Below are 24,384 nucleotides of genomic sequence, written 5' to 3'. Positions count from 1 at the left end.
TTATAACCTCCTATTTGTCGTGTCAAAAAACTTGTTCATTTAGAAATAATTTCATATAAATATATGAATAAAAAATAAAAAGACCGTCTACTGAAATGATTTTAAAAATCATTTCAGAGACAGCCCCTTATTTTTATATATTTCTCATTATAGAACCATTTATAATGGGAATTTCTAAATTTTATGGGAGTAAAAATTTTCTAAAGAATTTAAAAAATATAAAAATTAACTTGATTTATGAATATATTATGTTAAAATGGAATTAGGTCTTGAAACAAAAGACTAAATTATAAATTTAAAATTAAATAAAGGTTCAGATAGATAATATTTTCTCCTAGACTGAGAATTATTAATCCATATGTAATCTTTAATCCTAGGAGGGAATATTCATGACAGATAAGACTTTAGTATGTGTTGATTGTGGAGCTGAATTCGTATTCACAGTAGGAGAACAAGAATTCTACAAAGAAAAAGGATTCGATAACGAGCCAAAGAGATGTTTAGCTTGCAGAAGAGCTAAGAAAGAACAAAACAGAAGATAGTATGTTTTATTTGAAAGAGCTGTAGTTTATAACTACAGTTCTTTTTTTGCGTTAATAATAGAAAAAATAGATATTGAGATATGAGAAGTTTGATAGCTATTTTTATGTAAATTTAAGGGTTTTATTTCAAAATATGTTATAATTAAACAAACATATAAAGAGAGGGAAGAGATTAATGTTTGATTATAGAGAATTTGATGAAATGTTGATTCAAGAGGTAAAGAGCATTTATAAAAAGGAATCTTGGAATGCTTATTTAAAAGATGATGAAAAATTAATAAGAGCATTTAGTAATTCATTATATATATTAGGGGCCTTTGATGAAGATAAGTTAATAGGATTTATTAGATGCGTAGGTGATGGAGAACATATATTGATGATTCAAGATTTGATTGTAAGCCCAGAGTATCAGCAGAAGGGCATAGGGACATATCTTTTTAGAACAATTATGGACAAGTATAAGGATGTAAGAATGTTTATTGTATTAACTGATATAGAAGATGTAGTTGATAATAAGTTTTATCAATCATTCAAGTTAAGGAGGTTAGATGAGTTCAATATAGTTGGATACATGAGATAGAAAATAGGGGTATATAATAGTATTTAAGGGGAAAGGGAGATTTGTATGTTACTTAAAATAACAGAACTAGTAGATGAGAATTCAAAAAAGTTAATGGATATTTATAGAGAAAGCAATATTGATAATATTAAACATTTTTATCCAAAGATTACGGATATGGAGATAGGAAGACGTAAAGTAGAAAAAGACTATGTAAACTATCTTAAAAATGATTTTTTAACAGATAGTGATAGGTGTTGTTATGTATGGGAGGAAAATGGTATATGGGTTAGTGCTTTACGCTTTTATAAGATTAAAGATAAACTATATTATTTAGAGGCACTTGAAACTCATCCAGATTATAGAAAGAAAGGGTTTGCTGAGAAATTAATATGTGGTGTAATAGATAAATTAAAATCAGATGGAGATTTTGAAATAAAAAGCTATACTGGAAAGAAAAATATTGCATCTCAAATGACTCATGAAAAGTGCGGTTTTAAAAGAATAGAGGAAAGAGTATTTAATTACAGTATTAATGAGTATGTCGAAAATGTTATAAATTACATTTATTCTTATGAAGCTCATTAAGATTAAAGTATTGTGATACTGTTATATATTTAGATTATTCAAGGTTCACATCTTTATATGGTGTATTAAAAAGAGTTATTACAGGGTATGGGAGGCAATTGCCAAGAAAGATTTGATTTAGAGTTTTTAAAGTTTGTATGGAAATTTAATAAAAATAATAGAAATAATTATTATAAGCTTCTAGAAGAAGCGAAAGGTAAGAAGATAATTATTCTAAGAAATAGAAGAGAAACGGCAAAATTTATAAAAGAGTATAGCGAAATAAGAGAGGGAGAGAAGTGAAATAGATGAGAGAAGAATGTTTTAATAAAATTAAAGAAGCAGTTAATAAATTTAAATATTCATCAATGCGATATATTGAATATAAAGATATACATGATTATGAAGTATGCTTAGAAAATGCAAATATTATTTTAATATATGGTTTTAATGTTGAAGCAAATATAAATGAATATCATTGGGCAGCAAATAATGTAGAAGATCTAATAAATGTTTTGAAGAATAAAAAGGATTTTTTAATAACATTTATACCTAATGAATGGATTTTTAGACTTGAGGAAGCTGAATTTATAGTTCGTAATGCTTGGCATGATTATTTTATGAATAATCTTAATGATATTGATATTTGTGATGATTTTGATTTTTTAACAGTTGATAGGTGTGATGAAGCATCAAAAGTAACAATGATGTGTAAAAATCAAAGTAGAGGATTTACAGGACAAACTACTAAGTGGGTTGAAGAATGGATTAATAACACTGAAACATCTGGAGTTAATACAGGAACAAGAAACAATGCTGTATTAATTCAGAAAAATGAAGAAGATGAAATAATAGGGATTGTATGTGTAGCTACCTATGGTCATGAAAGTAAAAAAGGACCTACTGTATGGATTAGAGAAGTAGCTGTAAATCCTTCTTATCAGAATAAGGGAATTGGAAGGAGATTGATAATGAAGGCTCTTTCTTACGGAAAAAAATATGGAGCAACACGTGCATTCTTAGCTGCAGATGAATGTAATGATAGAGGCATTCATCTTTATACAAGTATAGGTTTTGAAGCTAGTGAAGATGAAAGTCAGATAGATATGTTGAAGTGAAAATATATTATATAGTTAATAAAATTAAAGTGTGGTGATAAAATGGGAAAATATTATTTGTTTAGTGATTTTAGCAAAGAAAACGGATTTTCACTAATAGCAGATGAGTTTAAAAGGGATTTAAAAGATTATAATAAAATGGTCTTTATTGCATCGGACCCAAGTATAGGAGAAATAACAGATAAATATGCAGAAAAGTATTTAAAGTGGTTTGAGAAAATTGGAATAAACTTTGAAAATAAGGTTACTTTAGATAATTTTAACGATGAGTTAAAGGAATTATCATATAAATATTTAATTTATGGAATGTGTGATGAAAGTGCTATCATAGTTCGAGATGATAAATGTACTTATTATGGTGATATATATGTCCTTAAAAATGGAACAGCAGAGAAGGTGATTAGTATATAAGAGTTTCTGTTGCAGAAAAAATGTAGCAATATGCAAAAGAAAAGATTATAAATAATAGAATTAAACAGATTTAAGTATGGACTCAGGATGATAGAACAGCTAATAGATGGGATAAAAAGCAACGGATTATTTAAAGAGAAGCGTATTTAAATGCCTATGTAAAAGGTATTCCAGAAAATGATGTTATAAAAAGATTTATAAATTTAGGTGAAGCCTAATGAGATATGGGCAGTAAGATGTTTAAATTTTGAAGCTCCTATTGAGAGAAAGGAAGAACTACAGAAAATTTGCTATAGATTACATGAAGTGAGATTATACCAATTATTTTTATAGATTTAATAAAAATAGAGGATAGATACCTAAAGAAGTATTTATTCTCTATTTTTTATTATTTGAAGTAATTAATTTTTCTAGATTTATAATAGATAGGCTTTAATGATAGTTGTTCTGCAAGCATTAAAGCTTCTTTTATATTATTTCCTATAGCTGAAGGGGTATGGGCATCTGAGCCTATAGTTACATATCTCCCACCTAATTCTTTATAGAATTTATAAGTCTCAAGTAAAGCCTGTAAAGAAGCAGGATTAGATAATCTTCTTGTGTTTATTTCAATGGCTTTATCCTTTTTTATTAGATTTAAGAATATAGCTTCTACAATTTCTTTATAAGGGTTAATATTTATTTCGTTATTAGGAAAAGGAGCATATCTAAAAAGATAATCTATATGTCCTAAAGAATCAAAGTTATTATAATTTTCAACGCAGTATAACATGTTTTCATAATATCTTTTATAGAAATCATCACTAGGTAGTTTATTATTGTGGAATGTATTATATATATCTAAACCATCAACAGTATGAATAGAACCAAGGATATAATCGAAATCGTATTTATTAGAAGTAGCTTCATTTTCTAAAAGTGTATTTTGGGTCATGCCAATTTCAATACCTAGTAATAATGAATCAGATCTATAATTACTATAAGTTTCTAAATATCTTGGAATATCACATTTAAATTCATTTTCTTCAGGATAGTCAAGATCCATATGTTCAGTTAAACATACGCCTAGATTTAGTGACTTTGAAGTATTAATTACTTCACTTATAGACATTTTACTATCACTTGAAAAAATAGTATGCATATGAGTATCAAATATCATTTTTACCTCCAAGTAATTACTTTTATATCTATAGAGTATACCACAAATTACATAAGGTTACCTCCGAATTCAATTCCTGTATTTGAACCTTCTCCAGAGTAGATAAGTGTATTATTTTTTGTATCTACAAGCTCCATTTGGACTTTAGCAGTTAAGGTTTCTTTCACAAATGGAACCATTTGACCATTTTTTGGACCATAGCATAAAATGAAAGAATTAGTATCGGTTATAGTTTTTAGAGAAAGTCTAAGGTTTTTATGTATTACAGTTAGAAGTATATCGTTATTTTCTACCTTGAGGTCTAATTTACTTCTATTCATAGTCGTAAAAGGGAAAAACATATTATCTACAGTAACACCTATTAAAAAACCTCTAAAGTTTTTTAGTGGAAATGGTATTTCTCCTAAAGAACAGGTTATAGTAGCTCTAGAATCCTTAAAAGTATTACTTTGAATCCAAAGCCATTCTACAGGGAAACTACGGCCCCAATTTTTTTCAATATAAACTTTACCATCATTGAAATCAATAATATTGTCATTAATACTTAAGGTACCTTTTATATCACCATCTAAAGCACATACCTGACTATAGCATTCCATAAACTTTAAGTAGTTATAAAATCCCATGCTACCTGGATTTATAATAGAATCACTCCATTTAACAAGATTAGAAAACAATAATGAACCTTTAATTTTCAGTTTAGAATTATATAAATCTAAAAAAATCCCATCTAGGGAAAAAGAATTATTAGAAATATTAATTTTTAGATATGAGTTAGAAGAAAAAAAGTCATTTTTATAAAATCTAAAATAATCATATAACACATCTTCTCCTCGAAGTACTTGAATAAAAGAATGTGAGTCGGAAGAAAGGCTTATACCAGGGATAATGGCTAAAGTATATTTTCTATCTTTAGTTACTAATTTATAATACCAGCCTTCAAAAAAGTTATCTTTTTTATTTTTTCCATGATATAAGTTTGGATTACGTATAATACTCATTTTTTCCTCCAATAAAATTATTCTTATAGAGTTAGTCTTATCAAACATAGGATAAATATACAGGGGTATACTATTTGTATAATATAATTTAATGGAAAGGAAGTTATGTATGAATAAATCTTTATGGATAAGTAGTTCACAAGGCGATAGATATGGAGAGTTAGATGAGGATAAAAGAGTTGAGTGCTTAATAGTAGGGGGAGGAATTGTTGGAATTACTACAGCATATTTATTATGTAAAAAAGGATATAAGACTACTATTGTAGATGCTGACTATATTGGCTATGGTGCTACTGGTAGAAATACTGGGAAGATAACTCCTCAACATGGAATAAAATACTCTGATATATATAAGCGTTATGGAAGAGATAATGCTAAGAAATATTATGAAGCTAATAAAGAAGCTTTAAAGTTAATTGAGAATATAATAGAAGAGAATAAAATCGAATGTGATTATGAGAAAGCTCCAGCTTATATTTATGCAGAAGATGATAGTGATGGAAAAAAAGTATTGAACGAATTTAATATTTGTAAAGAGATAGGGATTAATTGTGAGTTTATAATGGATATTCCTTTGCCTATTAAATCATCAGGAGCTATAAAGTTTAATGTAGGAGCACAGTTTAATCCTAAGAAGTATATTGATGCTTTAGCAAAAAAAGTAAAAGAGTTAGGCGGGGAAATATATGAGAAATCTCCTATGAAATCTGTAGATGCATATGAAGATAGTATAACAGTACATAGTTTAAATGGGTATGAAATTAAAGCAGATAAACTTATTATAGCTTCACACTATCCATTTTATGATGGATTAAGCTTTTATTTTGCAAGATTAAAACCTGAAAGATCATATGTAGTAGCAGGAGAGTATGATGGTGATTTTCCACAAGCTACATTTATCAATTCATCTACACCAAAGAGAAGTTTAAGAATATATAATGATGGAGAAAGAAGATTTTTATTAATAGCAGGAGAAGGTCATAAAGTTGCTCATAAAACAGAAGAAGACCATTATGGAGCTTTAGAGCAATATGGTAGAGACGTATTTGGTGTTGAAAACTATCAATATAGATGGAGTACACAAGATTATATAACTACAGATAATGTTCCATATATAGGATATTTAAATTCAGTAACAAAGAATATATTGGTAGCAACTGGATTTGCAAAGTGGGGAATGAGTAACGGAACTTTAGCAGGTATTATATTAAGTGATCTTTATATAAAGGGAAAGAGTAAGTATTTAAATACATTTACACCATCAAGGAGCGATGGGTATTTAACAGGAGAATTTTTTAAGGAAAATGCTGATGTAGGAGTTCAATATTTAATTGGAAAACTTAAGATTGCATCTAAAGAGATGCCGGAAAAAGGTTTTGGAAAAGTAGTTATTATTGATAAAGCTAAATTTGGGGTGTATAGGGATGAGAATGATATATTTCATATAGTAGATACAACATGTACACATTTGGGATGTGAATTAAAATGGAATCCATTAGAGAAAAGTTGGGATTGTCCTTGCCATGGTTCAAGATTTGGAATAGATGGTGATATATTAGAAGGACCAGCAACTATTCCTTTAAAACAATATGGAGCAGAGACATATAATGAGATAAATCCAAATTTATTATAATGATAAGTTATAAATGGCAAGTTATAAATTAATGTTGAAACTGCGTGCAGTTTCTTTAAGATTTAAGTTTCTAAAAATTAATTTTAGTTAAATTTATATTTTAACTTGCCAATTGTAACATTGAAGAAATAATCAATAATTATTTGTTAGTAGATAACGTTTCTTAAATACATCTTTAATTTAAAAGTTATTGACTTGGAAACGATTCCGATATAATCTATAAGTGAGACAGAGATATGGGAGGGATAACTATGGAGAAGGTTTATAAATATGGAAGAGGCAACTTTAAAAGTATTGAAGATGGAAATGAATTACTTTGGATGATTGGTAATGGTGTTGGTGGGTTTGCTAATCATACTGTTGCTGGTGGAGGAGCACAATGCTTTCATGGATACTTGGTAGCATCTCTAAATGCACCTGTAAATAGAACTTTGATACTTACAAGAACTCAAGAAATAATAGAAATTGATGGAAGAGAATATGATTTAACATCTCAACAATATATAGGAACTTCAAAGAATGGACAAGAATATTTAGAACGATTTGTTTTTGATTCAGTTCCAGAATATATGTATAAAGTTGAAGATATTAATATAAAAAAGACAATTGCTATGGAGTATGGACACAATACTGTAGTTGTTTGCTATGAAATAGAAAATGGATTAGATCAAGCTAAATTAAGAATAGTTCCATTATTTAATTATAGACCATCAACAGATGTTAGTGAAAAAAATGAACTAAAATTTGATATGGCGGTTGATGATAGAAAGTTAACTTTAATACCTGATATAGATAAAGAAAGAGAGATTAAATTCTATACTTCTGAAGGTGAGTTTTATGATAGAAGTTTAATACCAACAAGTATGGCTACACCAAATTACTTAATTGAAGAAAATCATTACTATATGATTGATCATAGAACAGGATTTTTAGGGGTAGATAATCATTACACTCCTTATGAGGTACAGATTGATTTAGAACCTTTCGAAAAGAAGAAGTTTTACATTAAATGTACTATAGAGGAATTAGATAATAAATCTGGATTTGATATTATAAATGAATATAAGCATAGAGCAGAAAAATTAGTAAGACAAGCTGGTTTAGAGGATAGATTTGCTAATAACCTTGTTAAAGCAGCAGATCACTTTATAGTAAAGAGAGAGAGTACAGGACTTAAAACTGTATTAGCTGGATATCCATGGTTTACTGACTGGGGAAGAGATACTATGATAGCTTTTGAAGGCTTGACTTTAGTTACCAAAAGATTTGATGATGCTAGAGAGATATTAGAATCATTTGCAAGATATATTAAGAATGGACTTGTACCAAATGTGTTCCCGGATAAGAACACAGAACCAGGATATAATACAGTTGATGCTTCTCTTTGGTATTTTCAAGCAGTATATCAGTATTTAAATTATACTGGAAATGAAGAGGATTATAATTTTATTAAAGAAAAGATATATCCAAAGTTAAAAGAAATTTATGAAGCATATTCAACATCTACAGATTTTTCAATAGGTATGGATGAAGATGGATTAATTCATGCTGGTGGAGGACTAGATCAAGTAACTTGGATGGATGTAAGAGTTGGAGATTATGTAGTGACACCTAGACATGGAAAGCCGGTAGAAATTAATGCCTTATGGTTTAATTCGCTAAAGATAATGGAAATACTAGCTAAGGAATTTGGCGAAGACAATACTCAATATAAAGAATTGGCAGCAAAAGTTAAAGAATCTTTTAATAAGAGATTTTGGAATGAAAAAAAAGGGTGTCTCTATGATGTAGTTGATGAAGATGATGATAGAATAAGACCAAATCAAATTTGGGCAGTATCATTACCATTTTCAATATTAGATAGAGAAAAAGAAAAGAGTATAGTAAATGTAGTATATAAACATCTATATGCTACTTATGGATTACGTTCATTATCTTTTATGGATAAAGACTATAAAAATAAATATATAGGTAAGCTTTTTGACAGAGATTGTGCTTATCATATGGGAACAACTTGGGGATTTTTAATAGGTGGATTTATAACTGCTTATTGTAAGGTTAATGATTATTCTAAAGATGCGGTATGGAAAGCTGAGCATATGTGTAAGGTTTTTGAAGATACAATGAGAGATGGTTGTATAAACGGAATAGCAGAGATTTTTGATGGAGATTTTGCATCTACAAGTAGAGGATGTTACTCACAAGCTTGGAGTGTAGCAGAAGTTCTAAGAGCGTATGCTAATGATGTTATGCCATATTTAAATTGCTAAAGTGGGAATTAAAGTTAAATTTGACTAAATTATGTTTGGGTTATAAAATATACTTAGGTACCTAAGAGTAGTGCCTTAAAGTGTTGTTATTAAAAGTGTTATGAGTTTTTTATGAGTTTTGGCTGTAGTTTTATTACTACAGTCTTTTTTTGAGAAAAAAGGTAACAGAATGTTCAACTCAGAAAGTGTAATTGAAATTTTTCAAAGAAGACTATTACCATTTATGCCATCTGGAGTTATCACTTTGACATCAGCAGTTAGCGATGTAAATGGAATAGTCTTTACTATAGATACTTTTTTAGGTAAAATTCCATAGATAGCTTTAGAGATTTTAATATGTTATTAGGTAATTAATATAAAAGAAAATTATATTAATAATATTATTACAGTTGTTGTGTTAATAATGATATATATTACTTTAAAAAAGTACAAAAATTAATAGGCTATTGTATAGAATTGAAATAGGATTTTAACCTAACAACCTCTTCAGTAGTTAATTTTTCTCTATTTCTTTTTTTTGATATAATTTCTTTAAAATCATTAAATTCATCTTCTGTTAGTTTTGACTTGAATACTATATCTTTTAATGTAGCCATTTGTTCAATATCTTCTTTGTCTAATCTGTTATTTGTAATCATTTTATTTTGGATATCATCTAAAATCTTTTTTTCATTTTCATTTAAAAGTTTTATATTATTTTCAGTCCAAAAAATATCTATATATTTACTATTTGAACTATCATCATCAGTGTAAAATGAATTGAATTCATCATCACAAGTGCAAGGTAAATTAAAAGAAGCATTAGGTTTTAAAAATGGATTAAAAAAACTAAAACTTTCTATGATTAATAATATTAGTATTATAGTAGTAAATTTTCTTTTAAGCATTCAACATCACTCCTCTAAAAATATTATCTCTCATAATTTGCTATATTATTTAAAATTATATAATTATTAAAATAAAAAGTTCTGCTACATATATGTAGTAGAACTTTTTAAGAATATAAATTAATAGTCATATTAAGAAATTTCAATACTTTTATATAAATAAAATGTTACCGTATATTTGATAATATGATATCAGTTATATATAGGATTATAATTATTGATCCTTTGAATCTCTGCAAGGAGTTTTGCATTTATTTTTATCTTTGTCATGATCTTTATCATGTTTATCTTCATCATGATCTTTATGATGATGTTTATCTTTTTTATCTTTTTTATCTTTACATTTCTTATCTTTTTTAGTTTCCTTTTCTTCCTTAGTTTCTGCATCCTTCTTATTAGAAGTTTTATCCTCTTTGCACTTTGGTTTTATTTCTTTAGTAGGAGCAGCTGGTGTTTGCTCTTCAGTCTTAGTAGAATCTTTAGGTTTTTCTCCACAAGGTTTTTTCTTCATATCTTCTGCTGGTTTTTGTTCTTTAGCAGGAGTAGCAGGAGTTTGTTCTTTTTCCATAGTTTTTTTGTTCATATCCTCTTTAGGCTTTTCTTCCTTAGCAGGAGTAGATGGTACTACCTTTTTAGAATTATCCTCACAAGGTTTCTTCTTCATATCTTCTGCAGGCTTTTGTTCTTTAGCAGGAGCAGATGGTTTTTCTTCTTTTTTAGACTCCCTATCTCCACTTTTATCGGAGTTTGTTGAAGGGTTTGAGACTTCAACAGGTTTTAGCTCTGAAACTTTAATTGTTGCTGAAGGCATAGATATTAAAGTCTCAGAAGCGATAACTAAAGACAATAACATAAGTGATAAATTTTTTTTCTTCATAATATTCCTCCTTTGTTTTGACAGGATAATTATTAGCCTGTCATATATGTTTATTATGTGAAAAAGTCGCAAATATTAATAAGGTAAATAATTGGTTAAAGGATATAAATTGCTAATTAATTTGGAATTATATTCAAAAATAAAATATATTAATATTTAACATATTTAGGGAATAAAATGTGTTATAATAAAATAGGAATTATTTAAAAATAGAAACCATTTAAGCAAGAAATCGGAACCGTTTCCGAAAAACTTAAGAAAGAGTTGAGGAGTATAGAATGAAAATGAGAGAAATTGTAGATGTGAATAAGTATTTTGAAAGTAAAGAATTTCAAAAATTATATAATTATGATGGTGAATTAGGAGCAATTTATTCTAAAGAAAAAACAAAATTTATATTATGGGCACCTACTGCAGATGAAGTTAAAATTGCTTTTTATGGGAATGATCCTTATGACTATGAATGTGAAGCTAAAAAAATATTAAAGATGAATAAAAGCATTAAAGGAAGTTGGACTTTAGAAGTAGACGGCGATTTAAGCGGAGAATTTTATAATTATATAGTTTATATAGATAAAAATGAAAATGTATTAGTAGATCCATATGCAAAAGCTGTAGGTGTAAATGGAAATAGATCTATGGTAATAGATTTAGAAGCTACAAATCCAGAACAATGGGATGAAGATACGAAGCCAGAACTAAATAATTGGACAGACTCCATAATATATGAGGTTCATGTAAGAGATTTTACAATAGATGAATCATCAGGAATAGAAGCTAGTATCAGAGGAAAATTTAAAGGCTTTATAGAGGATAAGACACCATTAAATCATTTAAAGGAGATGGGATTTACTCATATTCATCTTTTACCATCTTTTGATTATGCATCAGTAGATGAAACTAAACTTCATTTACCACAATATAATTGGGGATATGATCCTAAAAATTATAACGTTCCAGAAGGTTCATATTCAACAAATCCTTATAAAGGAGAAGTTAGAATAAAAGAGTTTAAGGAATTAGTGCAAAAGTTACACAGAGAAGGATTAAGAGTTGTTATGGATGTAGTATATAATCATACTTTTGACTTAAATTCATTTCTAAATTTGGCTGTGCCTAAATATTATTATAGAGCAGATGAAGATGGTAATTACACAGATGGTTCTGCTTGTGGAAACGAAACTGCTTCAGATAGATATATGTTTAGAAAGTATATGGTAGATTCGGTAGTTTATTGGGCTAAGGAGTATCATATAGATGGGTTTAGATTTGATCTTATGGGATTACATGATATTGAAACAATGAAGGAAATTAGAAGAGAATTAGATAAAATAGATAAATCTATAATAATATATGGTGAAGGATGGGCAGGTGGTCCAACTCCTCTATCAGATGAAAAAGCTGCATTAAAGAAAAATACTTTTAAATATAACGATTTGCAAATAGCTGCTTTTAGTGATGATTGTAGAGATGGAATAAAAGGACATGTTTTTTATGAAGAAGAAGCTGGATTTGTAAATGGAGGCAAAGATTTAGAAGAAGCTATAAAATTCTCAGTAGTAGCATCTACTAAGCATCCACAAGTTGATGTAAATAAGGCTATGTACGCTAGAAATTTTTGGGCTAACGAACCTTATCAAACTATAACTTATGCATCAGCCCATGACAATTTAACATTATGGGACAAACTACAAACAGTGAATAAAGATGTATCAGAAGATGAGCTTATAAAGATGAATAAATTAGCGGCAGCAATAGTCTTAACATCACAAGGTATAAGCTTTATTCATGCTGGGGAAGAAATAGCTAGAACTAAGATGGATGAAGAAGGAAATTTAATAGAAAACAGCTTTAAGTCATCTGATTATGTAAATAAACTAAGATGGGAAAGAAGAAACACGTATAAAGAATTAATGGAGTATTATAAAGGATTAATTAAATTAAGAAAAAGATATAAAGCTTTTAGAATGGATTCAAATAGTGATATTCAAGAGAATATTAAATTTTTAGAAAAAGGAAAAGAATTCACAGATAGTAATGTAGTTGCATATATATTAAATACTAAAGGGAAAATAGATGAAGAAAATGATATTTTAGTAATTTTCAATAGTAATAATAGAGATGTATATGTTAACATACCACATGGAAAGTGGAGTTTAGTTGTAAATGAAGAAAAAGCAGGGATAGAAGAAATAAAGGAAATTAGGGATAGTGAGCTAAAGGTGAAAGCAAAATCAGCTTACGTACTTATAGCTAAATAATTTTTAACTTTAGAAGATATGAGGTTTCATATCTTCTAAAGTAAATATATAAAATTGGGGTGAGAATATGGGTGTTAATATGATAGTATACCAACTTGTAAACGAGTACAAAAAGTTTGATGAGGTATTATCAATAACTTTAACAGGGTCAGGGGCTAGTGGGAAAAATGATTTTTTTTATGATATAGATATAGAGGTGATATTAAAGGCTGAAATTGATGCTAATAGGCGGAGTAAAGCGTTAAAAAAGTTTTCAGATACTATAGAAACTATTAGCGGAAAATATGGAGAAAAAGATATTTTTATATTAAGAAATTCTACAACAGAAATAGATGTAAGTTATTATACGCTAGATACTTTAAAGGATAATTTATTCGATGTAATTGACAATTGTAAAGCCTCTGTAGGCTATACAACATGTTTATGGAAGGTGGTTTCAGGAGCTTTTATAGCTTACGATAAGGAAAATACTTTTAAGAATCTTCAAAAAAAATATAGAGTAGCTTATCCTCAGAAGCTAAAACTAAATATAGTAGATAAAAATTATTATTTATTAAGAGATAGTATATCATCTTATTATAATCAGATAGATAAAGCTATACATACAGGAGATTTAATAAGCGTAAGTTATAAGGTATGTAAGTTTTTAGATAGTTACTTTGATGTAGTGTTTGCTGTTAATGAGATGCCACATCCTGGAGATAAGAGGTTGGTATCAATAATTAATTCAAGGTGTAAAAAGATACCTAGATTCCTGACTGAGGGTGTGAATACATTAATAGAGAATTCATGTAAATGTAATAAAGAGATATTGAAAAATATGGATGATATCGTTGATGATCTTAAAGAATTTTTACATGAAGAAGGAATTAGAGTTAGTTAAAATTAGGAGTTAATAATTTAGATTAAAACTTAATAGGTAGATTTCTAAACTAGAAATTAAATAAATCCAGCATATGCTGGATTTATTTAATTACTTTTTATTATAAATGGATAAGTAGTTTATTTGGTTTTAGGATTGTTTTTACATTCTTTGCAAAATCCATAAATTTCAAGTTTGTGACTTGTAATTGTAAAACCTAAAGTATCTTCTAATTCTGATTCATAAGTATGTAGAGGGCAACCAGATATAGGAAATACTTTTTTGCATCCATTACATATAAGATAATGTTTATGTTGCATATCGTTCATTTCATAACAAGTCTTATTAGTTTCTTCGAAAATAAACTTATTTATTAAAGAATTAGCAACTAATGTATCTAAAATTCTATAAATGGATGATAAATTTATAGAGATATTTCTTTGTTTAAGAATAATATAAATATCTTCAGCAGTAACTGGTCTTTTACTGCTTTCAATAACCTCTAATACTGAATTTCTATGCTTAGTAACCTTAAGGCCTTTACATTTTAGTAAATTGCTAAAATTAGGTTTATTATTCAAAATCCCCATCCTTTCAAAGTATCATAGCATTATAATAACATCTTATAGGCTTTAGGATAAAGTGCTTTAATAAAATTATATAAATTTTTGCTTATAACCTAAAGTAATAAAGAACATAATTGCTGAAATCAATACTATAGTTGCACCAGTAACAGTGTTTAAGTAGTAAGATAGTATTAAACCTATAATTCCTGACAATAAAGAAATTATAATTGATATCAAGTGATATTGACGTATATTCTTTGAAACATTACGTGCTGCAGCTGCTGGTAAAACTAAAAGTGAATTAATTATTAAAAGTCCTACCCAGTTAACAGTTATAGTTACAACAACTGCAATAGTTATAGTAAATAATAATTCAATTAGCAATGTGTTAGTACCACGACTTTTAGCTAGTGAACTATTTATACTAACTAAAAGAAGTTTATTAAATATAAATGACCAAACTAATAAAATTATTATAAATAATACTACTAACATAAGTATTTCCTTAGGTGTAATACTTAATAAATCACCAACTAAATAAGATGAGAATTTATTCATATTACCACCTAAACTCATAAGAACCAAACCTAAAGCAATAGCAATTGATGAAAATACTCCTATTATAGTATCTGTTGATGAATTACCTTTATTTTTTATTAAAGTAATAGCAATCGCAAAAAAGATGGAAAATATAGTAGCTCCCCATGTTGGGCTTATTCCACCTACTAGAATTCCTATTGCTATTCCAGTAAAAGCACCGTGCCCTAAAGAATCGGCAAAGAAAGCCATTTTATTATTTACTACCATAGTACCAAGTATTCCAAATAAAGGAGTAACTAATAAAACTGCGATTAATGCATTTTTCATAAAATCATAATGTACCCATTGAAATGGGAGTATAAAGTCTATAAATCCATATAAAGATTCTAGCATTATTTTTTACCTCCTTTACTCTTAGAATCATCTTCCTCATACCAAGACAATCCGAAAATTTTACTTGTAGTTTTATTTGTAAATACTTCCTTAGGAGTTCCACTACAAAGAACAGAACCTTTTAATAAAACAACCTTATCTGCATATTTAGCAACTAAGTCTAAATCATGAGACACTAGTATAATAGATAAATCATACTTAGATTTTACGTCCATTAATATATCATAGAATAACTCAAGACCGTTTTGATCTATTCCAGATACAGGTTCATCGAGAAGTAGAATATTAGGCATTGGATCTAAAGCTAATGCTAATAAAACTCTTTGAAGTTCACCACCGGATAAAGCTCCTAGTTTTCTATCTATTAAGTATTCTGCTTTTACTCTAGAAAGACTTTCAGAGACTTTTTCTCTATATTTTTTTGATGAGTATAACCAAACAGGGACTTTTGAGTTGCAAGCTATGAATAAATCAAGAACACTTGCAGGAGTACTTAAATCAAAATTTAAATATTGAGGTACATAACCAATAATAGGGCTTGATACTCCTTTAGATGAAGTACCAACATAAGTTAATTTTCCAGTGTGCTTAATTTCTCCTAATAAAGCTTTAAAAAGTGTACTCTTACCAGCACCGTTAGGCCCTATAATAGAAGTTAACTCTCCACAATGAAAGTGTAGATTTATATTTTTTAAAATTTCATTTGTACCTATAGTAACAGATAAGTTTTCAACTTTTGTACAGCAAAAATCAGAGCATTTGTTGTTATTAGTATAATTTGAATTTTCCATTATTTTAACGCCTCTTTTAAAGTTTCAAGATTTTGTTCCATTTTAGTTATATAATCGTCGTAAGCATCAGATGTTGAATCACCTGTTACAATAGGGTCTAGGGTATAAAGTGGAATACCTGTTTCATTTGAAATTGTAGTGGCAGCTTTAGCAGCATATTGTGGTTCTGTAAATAAAGCTTTTACATTATTATTTTTTGCAATTTCAATAGTTTCCTCTAATTGTTTTGGTGATGGTTCTGTTCCTGGCTCAACTTCAACGACACCAACTATATTTAAGTTAAACTCTTCAGCAAAGTAAGGAAATGCTTCATGGAAAGTTATTATATTACGATTTGGAAGAGTATCTATTACTTCGTGCATTTCAGTTTTTAAAGCTTCAAGCTTTGATATGTATTCTTTTGCATTAGCTTCGTATTTATCAGCATTATCAGGATCATATTTAGCTAATCCATTTGCTATATTTTGTACTTGCTTTATATTGTTACTTATGCTGACCCAAACATGAGGATTATCTTCGTGATCATGATCATCAGCATGAGTTTCTTCTTCATCGTGGTTATGATTTTCATCATCATGACTATGTTCTTCACCATCAGCAGTTAATAACTTAATTCCTTCGCTAGAATCAACTATATCTAAATCTTTTTCATTAGATATAACTTTATCAAGGAAACCTTCCATTCCAGCACCATTTACTACGAAGATATCTGCTGAAGATAAAGTTTTTAAATCTTCTGGAGATAATTGATAATCATGTAGACAACCAGTTTGTGCTTTTGTCATATTAATTAATTTTACGTTAGGAACATCTTTAATAATATTAAGGGTTGATATATATATTGGATAAAAAGATGTAACTATAGTTATTTCGTTAGAATCATTTATGGATTCGGTATTTTTAGAGCTACACCCCATAAGTGCTACTAATGTAATAATTAATAAGGATAATATTTTTGTATACTTTTTTTTCATACTTGTCCTCCTAAATTCAAATGAGAATAGTTTGCATTTATAAGTATATTATACACTTTTTTAGGAAAAGGTAAAGATAAAATATAACGCCAAATTTCTGAATTATAATTAAAAAAAATAAAAAAACGTTCGTTAAAAAGGTTGAAAAATGTCGAATTTATAGTATTATAGTATGTGCACAAAAAAATTATAAAGGTGGAGAACTATGGATAAGTTTTTTAAACTTAAAGAAAACAATACTAATGTAAGGACAGAAGTAGTTGCAGGTATTACAACATTTATGACAATGGCTTATATATTAATAGTAAATCCAAGTATATTGTCAGCAGCAGGTATGGATCAAGGTGCAGTATTTACAGCTACAGCGGTTTCAGCGATAATAGGAACATTAATAATGGGGCTTTATGCTAAACTTCCATTTGCTCAAGCACCAGGTATGGGCTTAAATGCATTCTTTGCATTTACAGTAGTTTTAGGAATGGGATATTCATATCAATTTGCTTTAACAGCAGTTTTATTAGAAGGATTAATTTTTATTGTTTTAACAATATTTAATGTAAGAGAAGCAATAGTAGATTCAATTCCAGCTAATATAAAAAAAGCGATTTCAGTAGGGATAGGTTTATTTATAGCTTTAATAGGATTAGAAGGTGCAGGAGTAGTAGTTCATCCTGCAGATGGAGGTACTATAGTAGCTTTAGGAAATATAACATCAGGCCCAGGGCTTTTAGCTATAATAGGAATAGTAATAACAGGAATATTAGTAGCTAGAAAAGTTAAAGGAGCATTATTCTTAGGAATGGTTATAACTACAATAATAGGTATTCCTATGGGAGTAACTCAAATGCCAAGTGCTATAGTAAGCATGCCACCTTCAATATCAAGTACATTTATGCAATTTGAGTGGCATAATATATTTAGTTTTGATATGGTGATAGTGTTATTTACATTATTATTTATGGATATGTTTGATACTATAGGTACTTTAGTAGGTGTTGCTACAAAGGCTAAGATGTTAGATGAAGATGGTAAGGTTCCAAACATTAAAAAAGCTCTTTTTGCAGATGCTATAGGGACAACAGTTGGAGCTTGTTTAGGAACTAGTACAGTAAGTACTTTCGTTGAGAGTGCAGCTGGGGTAGCAGAAGGTGGGAGAACTGGATTAACAGCAGTTTCAACAGCTGTTATGTTTGGAATATCATTATTCTTTGCACCATTATTTGGAATGATTACACCAGCAGTAACAGCATCGGCTTTAGTAATAGTTGGATTATTTATGATTGAGACTATAAAAGAGATTAATTTAGAAGATTATACAGAAGCTGTGCCAGCATTCTTAACAATCATAATGATGCCATTTGCATATTCAATATCAGATGGTATAGTATTTGGAGTAATTTCATACATAGCATTAAAATTATTTTCAGGGAAATATAGAGATATTTCACTTACAACGGTGATAGTTGCTATAATTTTTGTGTTGAAATTTGTTTTAGTATAAACATTTATTATAATTAACAATTAAATTATAATTGTTAATTTTCAGGTAAGTAAATTATGGCATAATAATTTATTTGAATTATCCTCATACTAAGAATGAAGTAGGAGGTGATTCTATGGCAAAGAAAGGTCAAAGAGCAACTTGGGAAAATGATAATTTTCAAGCGCCAAAGAAAAATGGTGTGCCACCAGTTCCAGCAATAAGTAATCAAAAAAAACATGATTAATAATTATAAATTAAGCTAAAGTATAGATATACTTTAGCTTAATTTGTATAATATATAGTGAGTTGATATAAAAAGGGTGATGTTATGAAGATAGCTATTTGCTCCGATATTCATGGAAATATTGAAGCTTTTAATAGATTTTTAGAAGTAATAAATGCTGAAGGGATAAAGAAAGTTTTAAATTTAGGTGATTTTGTTAGAGGAAAAGATCCAGATAAAATAATGGATTATATAATGAATGATTCAAGATTTGAAAGTATAACAGGAAATCATGATGAAGCATACTGTTTGGAGATAGAAAAAAGTGCAACAGAAATAGATAAAAAATATATCGAATGGATAAAGACTCAACCAGGTGAGCGAGTTGTTGAGATTGAAGGTAAAAAAATTCTTATGGTACATAGCAGACCAACTTCAAATAAGTGTGCGCCTTTAATGTATAATGGTGGAACATTCAATGAGTTTATGGATGATTATCCAGATGGAATGGACCTAGTATGTTTTGGACATACTCATATACAGCTATTTATAGAGAACTTTTATGGTAAAAAAATATTAAATCCAGGTTCTTTAGGATTAGCTATTGAAGGAAAGGTTAATTTTGCTATAATTGAAATAGATAATGATGATTTTACATGTAAACTTTATAAGATATAGGGGAGAGGTAGAGATGGATAGAGAAACTATTTTAAATATGGATCCACATATGTTGGTTAGTATATTAAATCTAAAGCTTAGAGATTTTTACTCATCTTTAGATATGTTTTGTGATGATATGAATATTGATAAAAGTGAATTGGAAGATAAATTAAATAAATCAGGTTATTTTTATCAAAGTGGTATAAATCAATTTAAGTAGAGGTAAAAATAGTAGTAATTTAAATAAACTTTAATAGATTTTAAATTATCCTTAATGTATAATGAAATATATTATATTTTAAAATATCAATTGAAAGGATTGAGATTTAGATATGGGAATTAAAAAAACAGGAAAAATAGCAATATTACTAGCTGCAAGTGCTGCATTAGTTGCTAGTTTAGTTAATGATAAAAAGCAAAAAGAAAAGCAAAATGAAAATTAATTAATTTAAATTAGTTTATTATTTGGCAATGTGATTAAATAAAAAAGACGATTTTCGTCTTTTTATTTTTTGTATTAAGTTAAGAGGTGGGAGAAGATGAAGAAAAAAATAGATTTAGTCTCTGGAAATATATTCAGAACTTTATTTACATTATCTTTACCAATACTAGGAACGTCATTTATTCAAATGGCTTATAGTATGGTAGATATGATTTGGATAGGTAGAGTTGGAAGTGCAGCAGTTGCTGCTATTGGAACTGCAGGTTTTTTCACTTGGTTTGGTAGTTCTTTAGTTTTAGTAACTAGAACAGGAGCAGAGGTAGGTGTATCACAAGCTGTTGGAAAGAAAGATAATACCTTAAGAGAAAAGTATGTTTATAATAGTTTGACAATGGCTATTATTATTGCAATTATATATACTTTAATACTTTTAATTTTTAGAAATGGATTGATAGGATTTTTTAATCTAAATGATCCTGACATAATATCTATGGCTATCAACTATCTAATAATAATAAGTGTAGGAATGATATTCTCTTTTTTAAATCCACAATTTACTGGAATAATTACTGCAGAAGGGAATAGTAAAACACCGTTTATAGCAAATACCATAGGATTAGTTATAAATATAATTTTAGATCCAATACTAATATTTGGACTTGGTCCTATAAAGCCTTTAGGAGTAGTAGGAGCAGCTGTTGCAACTGTATTTGCACAGTTTATAGTAACAGCAATATTTATATATGTATTTATAAAAGAAGGATATAAGTTAAAGGTTTGGGACAAGAAGTATTTAGACTTTAGATGTATTAAAGAAATAACTAAATGGGGAACTCCTAATGCATTACAAAATTGTTTATTTTCATTCTTTGGGATGTTAATAGGAAGAATAGTTGCAACATGGGGACCAGTACCGATAGCTGTTCAAAAGGTTGGATCTCAAATTGAATCTATTTCTTGGATGACAGCAGGAGGATTTGCATCTGCATTAACAGCTTTTACAGGTCAAAATTATGGAGCTCAAAAGTATAAGAGAGTTGAAGATGGATATAAGTATACATTAATATTATCATTAGCACTTGGAGTATTGACTTCTTTTCTTCTAATAGTATTTGGAAAACAAATATTCTCTATATTTATTCAAGAGCAAGATGCAATAATACAAGGTGCTGACTACCTGAAAATATTAGGATATTCACAATTGTTTATGTGTATAGAAATAACTACAGCAGGAGCATTCTTTGGAGTTGGGAAGACAATACCTCCTTCAGTAATCGGGATAGTTTTCACAGGGCTAAGAATACCACTAGCGATATATTTATCACAAGCAAGTCTACTTGGAATAAATGGAGTTTGGTGGGCTATAAGTTTAACTAGTATCTTTAAAGGTGTAATATTAGTTACATTATTTATATTTATGGTTCTTAAGCCTATCAAGCAAAGAAGGATGGAAGTTGCGTAGTAACAAGATGGTATAAAGAAGATAAATTCATAATTGAAATAAAGTGCGAAGCACTTTGGGCAAAAGTTTGACTTCGTCAAAGTCCAAAAGGTCACTTTGTGACGGCCAAAAGATTTACAATAACCAAGAGTAATAACTTAGAGTTAAAAAAGCTTTTGGACGTTTACAAAGTAAATCATTTGGACTGCCATAGGCACTTTTGGACTCGACGCAGTCGACTTTTGGACTACGCACTTAGTACGCACTTTATTTCTTTAGTCTATAAAGTTCTGGTGTTTCTTCTGTTATCTTTTTAAAAGTATATCCTTTATCTTTATAATATTTGATTATTTGAGGTAATGCTTGTGGTGATGTTTTATTAACATTTGCACAATGCATTAATAAAATTATTGAATCTTTATCTGATATTGCATGAGAGTATATTGAGTCTGGTGATGATTTTGGATTAGCGCCATCTAATGTATCTTGAGTCCAATCATAGATTTTAAAGCCATGATTATGAACAAGATCAACCATTGATGATGTTAGCTTATAAGTATTATTTGTAGATCCAAATGGAAACCTCAAGATAGTATAAGTTTCACCAGTTACATCATATAATCTTTTTTGCACTTTTAGCATTTCGTTTATAAATCCATCGTTACTTGAATATAGGTTATTTCTTTCATGGGTATAGCTATGTAATCCGATGCTATGTCCTTCATCTCTCATTCTTAGGATAAGATCTTCTTGATTATCTATTTGATTACCTATAATAAAGAAAGTAGCAGGTACGCCTTCTGCTTTAAGTATGTCTAAAACCTCGGTAGTAACTTTTCCACTAGGACCATCATCAAAGGTAAGGTATATCTCTTTTTCCTTTGCCTCTCTAGGTTCATCATCACAAAAAACAGAACTAGGAATGCTAAGCAATAATATAGAGATAAATAAAATGGTAAGATATTTGTAAAAATAAGAATTTTTCATATTATTTATAGCTCCTTTCAAAATAATTATAAGCTTAGTATGTACTATTAAAAAAATAAAATTAAAATACAAATAAAAAAATGTTGCAAAAATAATGTACGTTTAATATAATGAGTAAGAAAATAGTCTTTAAATTGATCCAGAGAGATCGGTAAGAAATAAAAGTGAGCATATAATTTTACGGGATTATTATAGCTTCTTACCGATGGTAAGGAGCTTTTTATATTGCCTTTAAAAGCAGTCCAGAGAGGCTGAAAAGGGAGAAAGTTTAATTTCTCCTTAAAAAATGTAAGGAGGGTGCGATTATGGCACAAATAACTGAAAAATTAACAACAGAAAAAAGTAGTGTAAGAAAAGTAACAGAAGGATTAATGAATGGGGTTTTAGCAATTCAACATCTTATAGCGATGTTTGGTGCAACTGTTTTAGTACCAATTTTAACAGGATTAGATCCATCAGTAGCACTATTCTCAGCAGGTATAGGAACACTTATATTCCATGCATGTACTAAAGGAAAGGTTCCAGTATTTCTTGGTTCATCATTTGCATTTATACCAGTAATCGTTGCTGTAGGAGCACAATTTAATGGAGATTTAAGATATGCACAAGGTGGAATGGTTATAGTAGGATTAATATATATAGCACTTTCATTCTTAATAAAAAAAGTGGGATTAGATAAAATAAGAAAAGTTTTACCAGCTAGAGTTGTAGGACCAATGATTATGGTTATTGGATTAAATTTAATACCAACAGCTTTAGATATGGCAGGTGTTAATAGCTTAGCTGCTGGACAAGCAGGTGCTGTAACAACAGTAATGGTAGCAATAGTAACTTTAGCAGTAACATTAATAATAAAGACATTTGGAAAAGGATTCTTAAAACAGGTAGCAATTTTAATAGGTGTAGCTGTTGGATATTGCATAAGTTTAGTATTAAATCTTGTAGATGTAGCAGCGATTCAAAATGCTAGCATTATAGCAGTACCAAACTTCACATTACCAAAGTTTGATATGGCAGCAATATTAATAGTAGTACCAGTAGTATTAGCAGTAGTAATGGAGCACGTTGGAGATATAACTACAAATGGAGAAGTTGTAGGAAAGAACTTTGTTGAAGATCCAGGATTAAATAGAACATTATTAGGTGATGGATTAGCTACTTTAGCAGCATCATTTGTTGGGGGACCTGCAAATACAACTTATGGTGAAAATACAGGTGTATTAGCTATAACTAAAAATTATAACCCAGCAATATTAAGATTAGCAGCAGTATTCGCAATAATATTAAGTTTTGTTGATAAAGTTGGTGCAGCTATAAGAACTATACCAAGCTCAGTAATGGGTGGAATTAGTTTAATGTTATTCTCAATGATAGCTATAGTTGGGGTACAAACTATAAAGAGAGAAAAAGTTAAATTAAACATAGTAAATTTAATTATAATGGGAACTATTCTTTTAATAGGACTTTCAGGAAATATATTTGGTAAAGCTATAGGAATACAAATAACAGAAGCAGTGAGCATATCAGGATTAAGTTTAGCAAGTATAGTAGGTGTACTACTAAATGTTATAGTTTCTAGATTTGAATAAATGATATATATAATAGATAAAAAAGCGAAGAGTTTGTTCTTCGCTTTTTTGTTTTTTAGTATATCATTGATATTATTTGTCTTATTATCTATAAATATGGTACAATTAATTTGTAAAATATTAAAAAATATGGATAAAAAATATAGAT

25 protein-coding genes are annotated in these 24,384 nt (G+C 28.6%); 16 read left to right on the top strand and 9 right to left on the bottom strand.

The window, feature by feature from the left end; all coding sequences use genetic code 11:
- The first annotated feature begins 389 nt into the window (after positions 1–389).
- The 6 genes from ARA56_RS12685 to ARA56_RS12660 all read left to right on the top strand — a co-directional run bounded on the left by ARA56_RS12685 (position 390) and on the right by ARA56_RS12660 (position 3,197).
- The gene (locus ARA56_RS12685; RefSeq protein WP_055267239.1) at positions 390–542 is read left to right on the top strand and encodes a zinc-ribbon domain-containing protein; all 153 of its coding nucleotides are present in this window, start codon (positions 390–392) and stop codon (positions 540–542) included.
- Between the two features lie 175 nt (positions 543–717).
- On the top strand, positions 718–1,122 hold the full coding sequence (locus ARA56_RS12680; RefSeq protein ID WP_055267237.1) for a GNAT family N-acetyltransferase: 405 nt from the start codon (positions 718–720) through the stop codon (positions 1,120–1,122).
- 45 nt (positions 1,123–1,167) lie between these two features.
- Positions 1,168–1,689, top strand: coding sequence for a GNAT family N-acetyltransferase (locus ARA56_RS12675; RefSeq protein WP_055267235.1), 522 nt, complete (start codon positions 1,168–1,170; stop codon positions 1,687–1,689).
- An 87-nt stretch (positions 1,690–1,776) separates the two neighbouring features.
- Entirely contained in the window at positions 1,777–1,971 is a 195-nt protein-coding gene (locus tag ARA56_RS12670; RefSeq protein ID WP_055267233.1) for a P-loop NTPase family protein, read from the top strand.
- A 5-nt stretch (positions 1,972–1,976) separates the two neighbouring features.
- Entirely contained in the window at positions 1,977–2,786 is an 810-nt protein-coding gene (locus ARA56_RS12665; protein WP_055267231.1) for a GNAT family N-acetyltransferase, read from the top strand.
- Positions 2,787–2,828: 42 nt separating this feature from the next.
- Positions 2,829–3,197: a hypothetical protein gene (locus ARA56_RS12660; RefSeq protein WP_055267229.1), complete on the top strand. Its 369-nt coding sequence runs from the start codon at positions 2,829–2,831 to the stop codon at positions 3,195–3,197.
- A gap of 388 nt (positions 3,198–3,585) precedes the next feature.
- Here ARA56_RS12660 and ARA56_RS12655 read toward each other — a convergent pair whose 3' ends face one another.
- Positions 3,586–4,356 (bottom strand): histidinol phosphate phosphatase, encoded by a 771-nt coding sequence (locus tag ARA56_RS12655; RefSeq protein ID WP_070205699.1) that lies wholly within the window; start codon positions 4,354–4,356, stop codon positions 3,586–3,588.
- Positions 4,357–4,403: 47 nt separating this feature from the next.
- Positions 4,404–5,357 carry a tocopherol cyclase family protein gene (locus ARA56_RS12650; protein WP_055267227.1) on the bottom strand — a complete coding sequence of 318 codons (954 nt, stop codon included), beginning with the start codon at positions 5,355–5,357 and terminating at the stop codon, positions 4,404–4,406.
- A gap of 109 nt (positions 5,358–5,466) precedes the next feature.
- Between ARA56_RS12650 and ARA56_RS12645 the strand changes: the two genes are divergently transcribed.
- The 3 genes from ARA56_RS12645 (at position 5,467) to ARA56_RS16715 (ending at position 9,576) form a co-directional block, all read left to right on the top strand.
- Complete coding sequence (locus tag ARA56_RS12645) at positions 5,467–6,990, top strand: FAD-dependent oxidoreductase (protein ID WP_055267225.1); 1,524 nt, start codon at positions 5,467–5,469, stop codon at positions 6,988–6,990.
- A 251-nt stretch (positions 6,991–7,241) separates the two neighbouring features.
- The gene (locus ARA56_RS12640) at positions 7,242–9,260 is read left to right on the top strand and encodes an amylo-alpha-1,6-glucosidase (RefSeq protein ID WP_055267223.1); all 2,019 of its coding nucleotides are present in this window, start codon (positions 7,242–7,244) and stop codon (positions 9,258–9,260) included.
- 169 nt (positions 9,261–9,429) lie between these two features.
- Complete coding sequence (locus ARA56_RS16715) at positions 9,430–9,576, top strand: hypothetical protein (protein WP_156334268.1); 147 nt, start codon at positions 9,430–9,432, stop codon at positions 9,574–9,576.
- Between the two features lie 127 nt (positions 9,577–9,703).
- On the opposite strand, the gene ARA56_RS12635 is transcribed toward ARA56_RS16715, so the two are convergent.
- Both ARA56_RS12635 and ARA56_RS12630 read right to left on the bottom strand, forming a co-directional pair.
- The gene (locus ARA56_RS12635; protein WP_055267221.1) at positions 9,704–10,147 is read right to left on the bottom strand and encodes a hypothetical protein; all 444 of its coding nucleotides are present in this window, start codon (positions 10,145–10,147) and stop codon (positions 9,704–9,706) included.
- A gap of 214 nt (positions 10,148–10,361) precedes the next feature.
- The gene (locus ARA56_RS12630; protein ID WP_055267219.1) at positions 10,362–11,024 is read right to left on the bottom strand and encodes a hypothetical protein; all 663 of its coding nucleotides are present in this window, start codon (positions 11,022–11,024) and stop codon (positions 10,362–10,364) included.
- A gap of 284 nt (positions 11,025–11,308) precedes the next feature.
- Between ARA56_RS12630 and pulA the strand changes: the two genes are divergently transcribed.
- Positions 11,309–13,285 carry a type I pullulanase gene (gene pulA, locus ARA56_RS12625; protein ID WP_055267245.1) on the top strand — a complete coding sequence of 659 codons (1,977 nt, stop codon included), beginning with the start codon at positions 11,309–11,311 and terminating at the stop codon, positions 13,283–13,285.
- Between the two features lie 67 nt (positions 13,286–13,352).
- Positions 13,353–14,168, top strand: coding sequence for a DUF4037 domain-containing protein (locus ARA56_RS12620; RefSeq protein WP_055267217.1), 816 nt, complete (start codon positions 13,353–13,355; stop codon positions 14,166–14,168).
- Positions 14,169–14,287: 119 nt separating this feature from the next.
- On the opposite strand, the gene ARA56_RS12615 is transcribed toward ARA56_RS12620, so the two are convergent.
- From ARA56_RS12615 to ARA56_RS12600, 4 genes are all read right to left on the bottom strand, one after another.
- On the bottom strand, positions 14,288–14,728 hold the full coding sequence (locus ARA56_RS12615; RefSeq protein ID WP_055267215.1) for a Fur family transcriptional regulator: 441 nt from the start codon (positions 14,726–14,728) through the stop codon (positions 14,288–14,290).
- A gap of 75 nt (positions 14,729–14,803) precedes the next feature.
- Positions 14,804–15,646: a metal ABC transporter permease gene (locus ARA56_RS12610; RefSeq protein WP_055267213.1), complete on the bottom strand. Its 843-nt coding sequence runs from the start codon at positions 15,644–15,646 to the stop codon at positions 14,804–14,806.
- Positions 15,646–16,437, bottom strand: a complete 792-nt coding sequence (locus ARA56_RS12605; RefSeq protein WP_055267211.1) for a metal ABC transporter ATP-binding protein — start codon at positions 16,435–16,437, stop codon at positions 15,646–15,648. The genes ARA56_RS12610 and ARA56_RS12605 overlap by 1 nt, the downstream gene beginning before the upstream one ends.
- The gene (locus tag ARA56_RS12600) at positions 16,437–17,411 is read right to left on the bottom strand and encodes a metal ABC transporter substrate-binding protein (protein WP_055267209.1); all 975 of its coding nucleotides are present in this window, start codon (positions 17,409–17,411) and stop codon (positions 16,437–16,439) included. Before ARA56_RS12600 ends, ARA56_RS12605 begins: the two co-directional genes overlap by 1 nt.
- A 205-nt stretch (positions 17,412–17,616) precedes the next feature.
- Between ARA56_RS12600 and ARA56_RS12595 the strand changes: the two genes are divergently transcribed.
- The 4 genes from ARA56_RS12595 to ARA56_RS12580 all read left to right on the top strand — a co-directional run bounded on the left by ARA56_RS12595 (position 17,617) and on the right by ARA56_RS12580 (position 21,681).
- Positions 17,617–18,912, top strand: coding sequence for an NCS2 family permease (locus ARA56_RS12595; RefSeq protein WP_055267207.1), 1,296 nt, complete (start codon positions 17,617–17,619; stop codon positions 18,910–18,912).
- A gap of 310 nt (positions 18,913–19,222) precedes the next feature.
- Positions 19,223–19,795: a metallophosphoesterase family protein gene (locus ARA56_RS12590; protein ID WP_055267205.1), complete on the top strand. Its 573-nt coding sequence runs from the start codon at positions 19,223–19,225 to the stop codon at positions 19,793–19,795.
- Between the two features lie 13 nt (positions 19,796–19,808).
- Complete coding sequence (locus tag ARA56_RS12585) at positions 19,809–19,997, top strand: DUF4250 domain-containing protein (RefSeq protein WP_055267203.1); 189 nt, start codon at positions 19,809–19,811, stop codon at positions 19,995–19,997.
- Positions 19,998–20,316: 319 nt separating this feature from the next.
- Positions 20,317–21,681 (top strand): MATE family efflux transporter, encoded by a 1,365-nt coding sequence (locus ARA56_RS12580; RefSeq protein ID WP_055267201.1) that lies wholly within the window; start codon positions 20,317–20,319, stop codon positions 21,679–21,681.
- 246 nt (positions 21,682–21,927) lie between these two features.
- Here the strand turns inward: ARA56_RS12580 and ARA56_RS12575 are convergent, their stop codons facing one another.
- Positions 21,928–22,647, bottom strand: a complete 720-nt coding sequence (locus tag ARA56_RS12575) for a polysaccharide deacetylase family protein (protein ID WP_055267199.1) — start codon at positions 22,645–22,647, stop codon at positions 21,928–21,930.
- Positions 22,648–22,952: 305 nt separating this feature from the next.
- On the opposite strand from ARA56_RS12575, the gene ARA56_RS12570 reads away from it, so the two are divergent.
- The gene (locus tag ARA56_RS12570) at positions 22,953–24,236 is read left to right on the top strand and encodes a uracil-xanthine permease family protein (RefSeq protein ID WP_055267197.1); all 1,284 of its coding nucleotides are present in this window, start codon (positions 22,953–22,955) and stop codon (positions 24,234–24,236) included.
- Positions 24,237–24,384 lie beyond the last annotated feature (148 nt).

This window comes from Clostridium disporicum (genome assembly GCF_001405015.1).
GTDB classification, from domain to species: Bacteria; Bacillota; Clostridia; order Clostridiales; family Clostridiaceae; genus Clostridium; species Clostridium disporicum_B.
Note: the sequence above shows the minus strand (reverse complement) of the source record. Positions and strands in the feature narration are given on the sequence as shown.

Coding starts and splice junctions, on each gene's coding strand:
- ARA56_RS12665 (WP_055267231.1), top strand. CDS start 1,977: ATGAGAGAAGAATGTTTTAATAAAATTAAAGAAGCAGTTAATAAATTT.
- ARA56_RS12630 (WP_055267219.1), bottom strand. CDS start 11,024: ATGAAGAAAAAAAATTTATCACTTATGTTATTGTCTTTAGTTATCGCT.
- ARA56_RS12610 (WP_055267213.1), bottom strand. CDS start 15,646: ATGCTAGAATCTTTATATGGATTTATAGACTTTATACTCCCATTTCAA.
- ARA56_RS12585 (WP_055267203.1), top strand. CDS start 19,809: ATGGATAGAGAAACTATTTTAAATATGGATCCACATATGTTGGTTAGT.
- ARA56_RS16715 (WP_156334268.1), top strand. CDS start 9,430: ATGTTCAACTCAGAAAGTGTAATTGAAATTTTTCAAAGAAGACTATTA.
- ARA56_RS12670 (WP_055267233.1), top strand. CDS start 1,777: ATGGGAGGCAATTGCCAAGAAAGATTTGATTTAGAGTTTTTAAAGTTT.
- ARA56_RS12655 (WP_070205699.1), bottom strand. CDS start 4,356: ATGATATTTGATACTCATATGCATACTATTTTTTCAAGTGATAGTAAA.
- ARA56_RS12645 (WP_055267225.1), top strand. CDS start 5,467: ATGAATAAATCTTTATGGATAAGTAGTTCACAAGGCGATAGATATGGA.
- ARA56_RS12660 (WP_055267229.1), top strand. CDS start 2,829: ATGGGAAAATATTATTTGTTTAGTGATTTTAGCAAAGAAAACGGATTT.
- ARA56_RS12600 (WP_055267209.1), bottom strand. CDS start 17,411: ATGAAAAAAAAGTATACAAAAATATTATCCTTATTAATTATTACATTA.
- ARA56_RS12685 (WP_055267239.1), top strand. CDS start 390: ATGACAGATAAGACTTTAGTATGTGTTGATTGTGGAGCTGAATTCGTA.
- ARA56_RS12675 (WP_055267235.1), top strand. CDS start 1,168: ATGTTACTTAAAATAACAGAACTAGTAGATGAGAATTCAAAAAAGTTA.
- ARA56_RS12575 (WP_055267199.1), bottom strand. CDS start 22,647: ATGAAAAATTCTTATTTTTACAAATATCTTACCATTTTATTTATCTCT.
- ARA56_RS12640 (WP_055267223.1), top strand. CDS start 7,242: ATGGAGAAGGTTTATAAATATGGAAGAGGCAACTTTAAAAGTATTGAA.
- ARA56_RS12570 (WP_055267197.1), top strand. CDS start 22,953: ATGGCACAAATAACTGAAAAATTAACAACAGAAAAAAGTAGTGTAAGA.
- pulA (WP_055267245.1), top strand. CDS start 11,309: ATGAGAGAAATTGTAGATGTGAATAAGTATTTTGAAAGTAAAGAATTT.
- ARA56_RS12635 (WP_055267221.1), bottom strand. CDS start 10,147: ATGCTTAAAAGAAAATTTACTACTATAATACTAATATTATTAATCATA.
- ARA56_RS12605 (WP_055267211.1), bottom strand. CDS start 16,437: ATGGAAAATTCAAATTATACTAATAACAACAAATGCTCTGATTTTTGC.
- ARA56_RS12650 (WP_055267227.1), bottom strand. CDS start 5,357: ATGAGTATTATACGTAATCCAAACTTATATCATGGAAAAAATAAAAAA.
- ARA56_RS12595 (WP_055267207.1), top strand. CDS start 17,617: ATGGATAAGTTTTTTAAACTTAAAGAAAACAATACTAATGTAAGGACA.
- ARA56_RS12590 (WP_055267205.1), top strand. CDS start 19,223: ATGAAGATAGCTATTTGCTCCGATATTCATGGAAATATTGAAGCTTTT.
- ARA56_RS12580 (WP_055267201.1), top strand. CDS start 20,317: ATGAAGAAAAAAATAGATTTAGTCTCTGGAAATATATTCAGAACTTTA.
- ARA56_RS12620 (WP_055267217.1), top strand. CDS start 13,353: ATGGGTGTTAATATGATAGTATACCAACTTGTAAACGAGTACAAAAAG.
- ARA56_RS12680 (WP_055267237.1), top strand. CDS start 718: ATGTTTGATTATAGAGAATTTGATGAAATGTTGATTCAAGAGGTAAAG.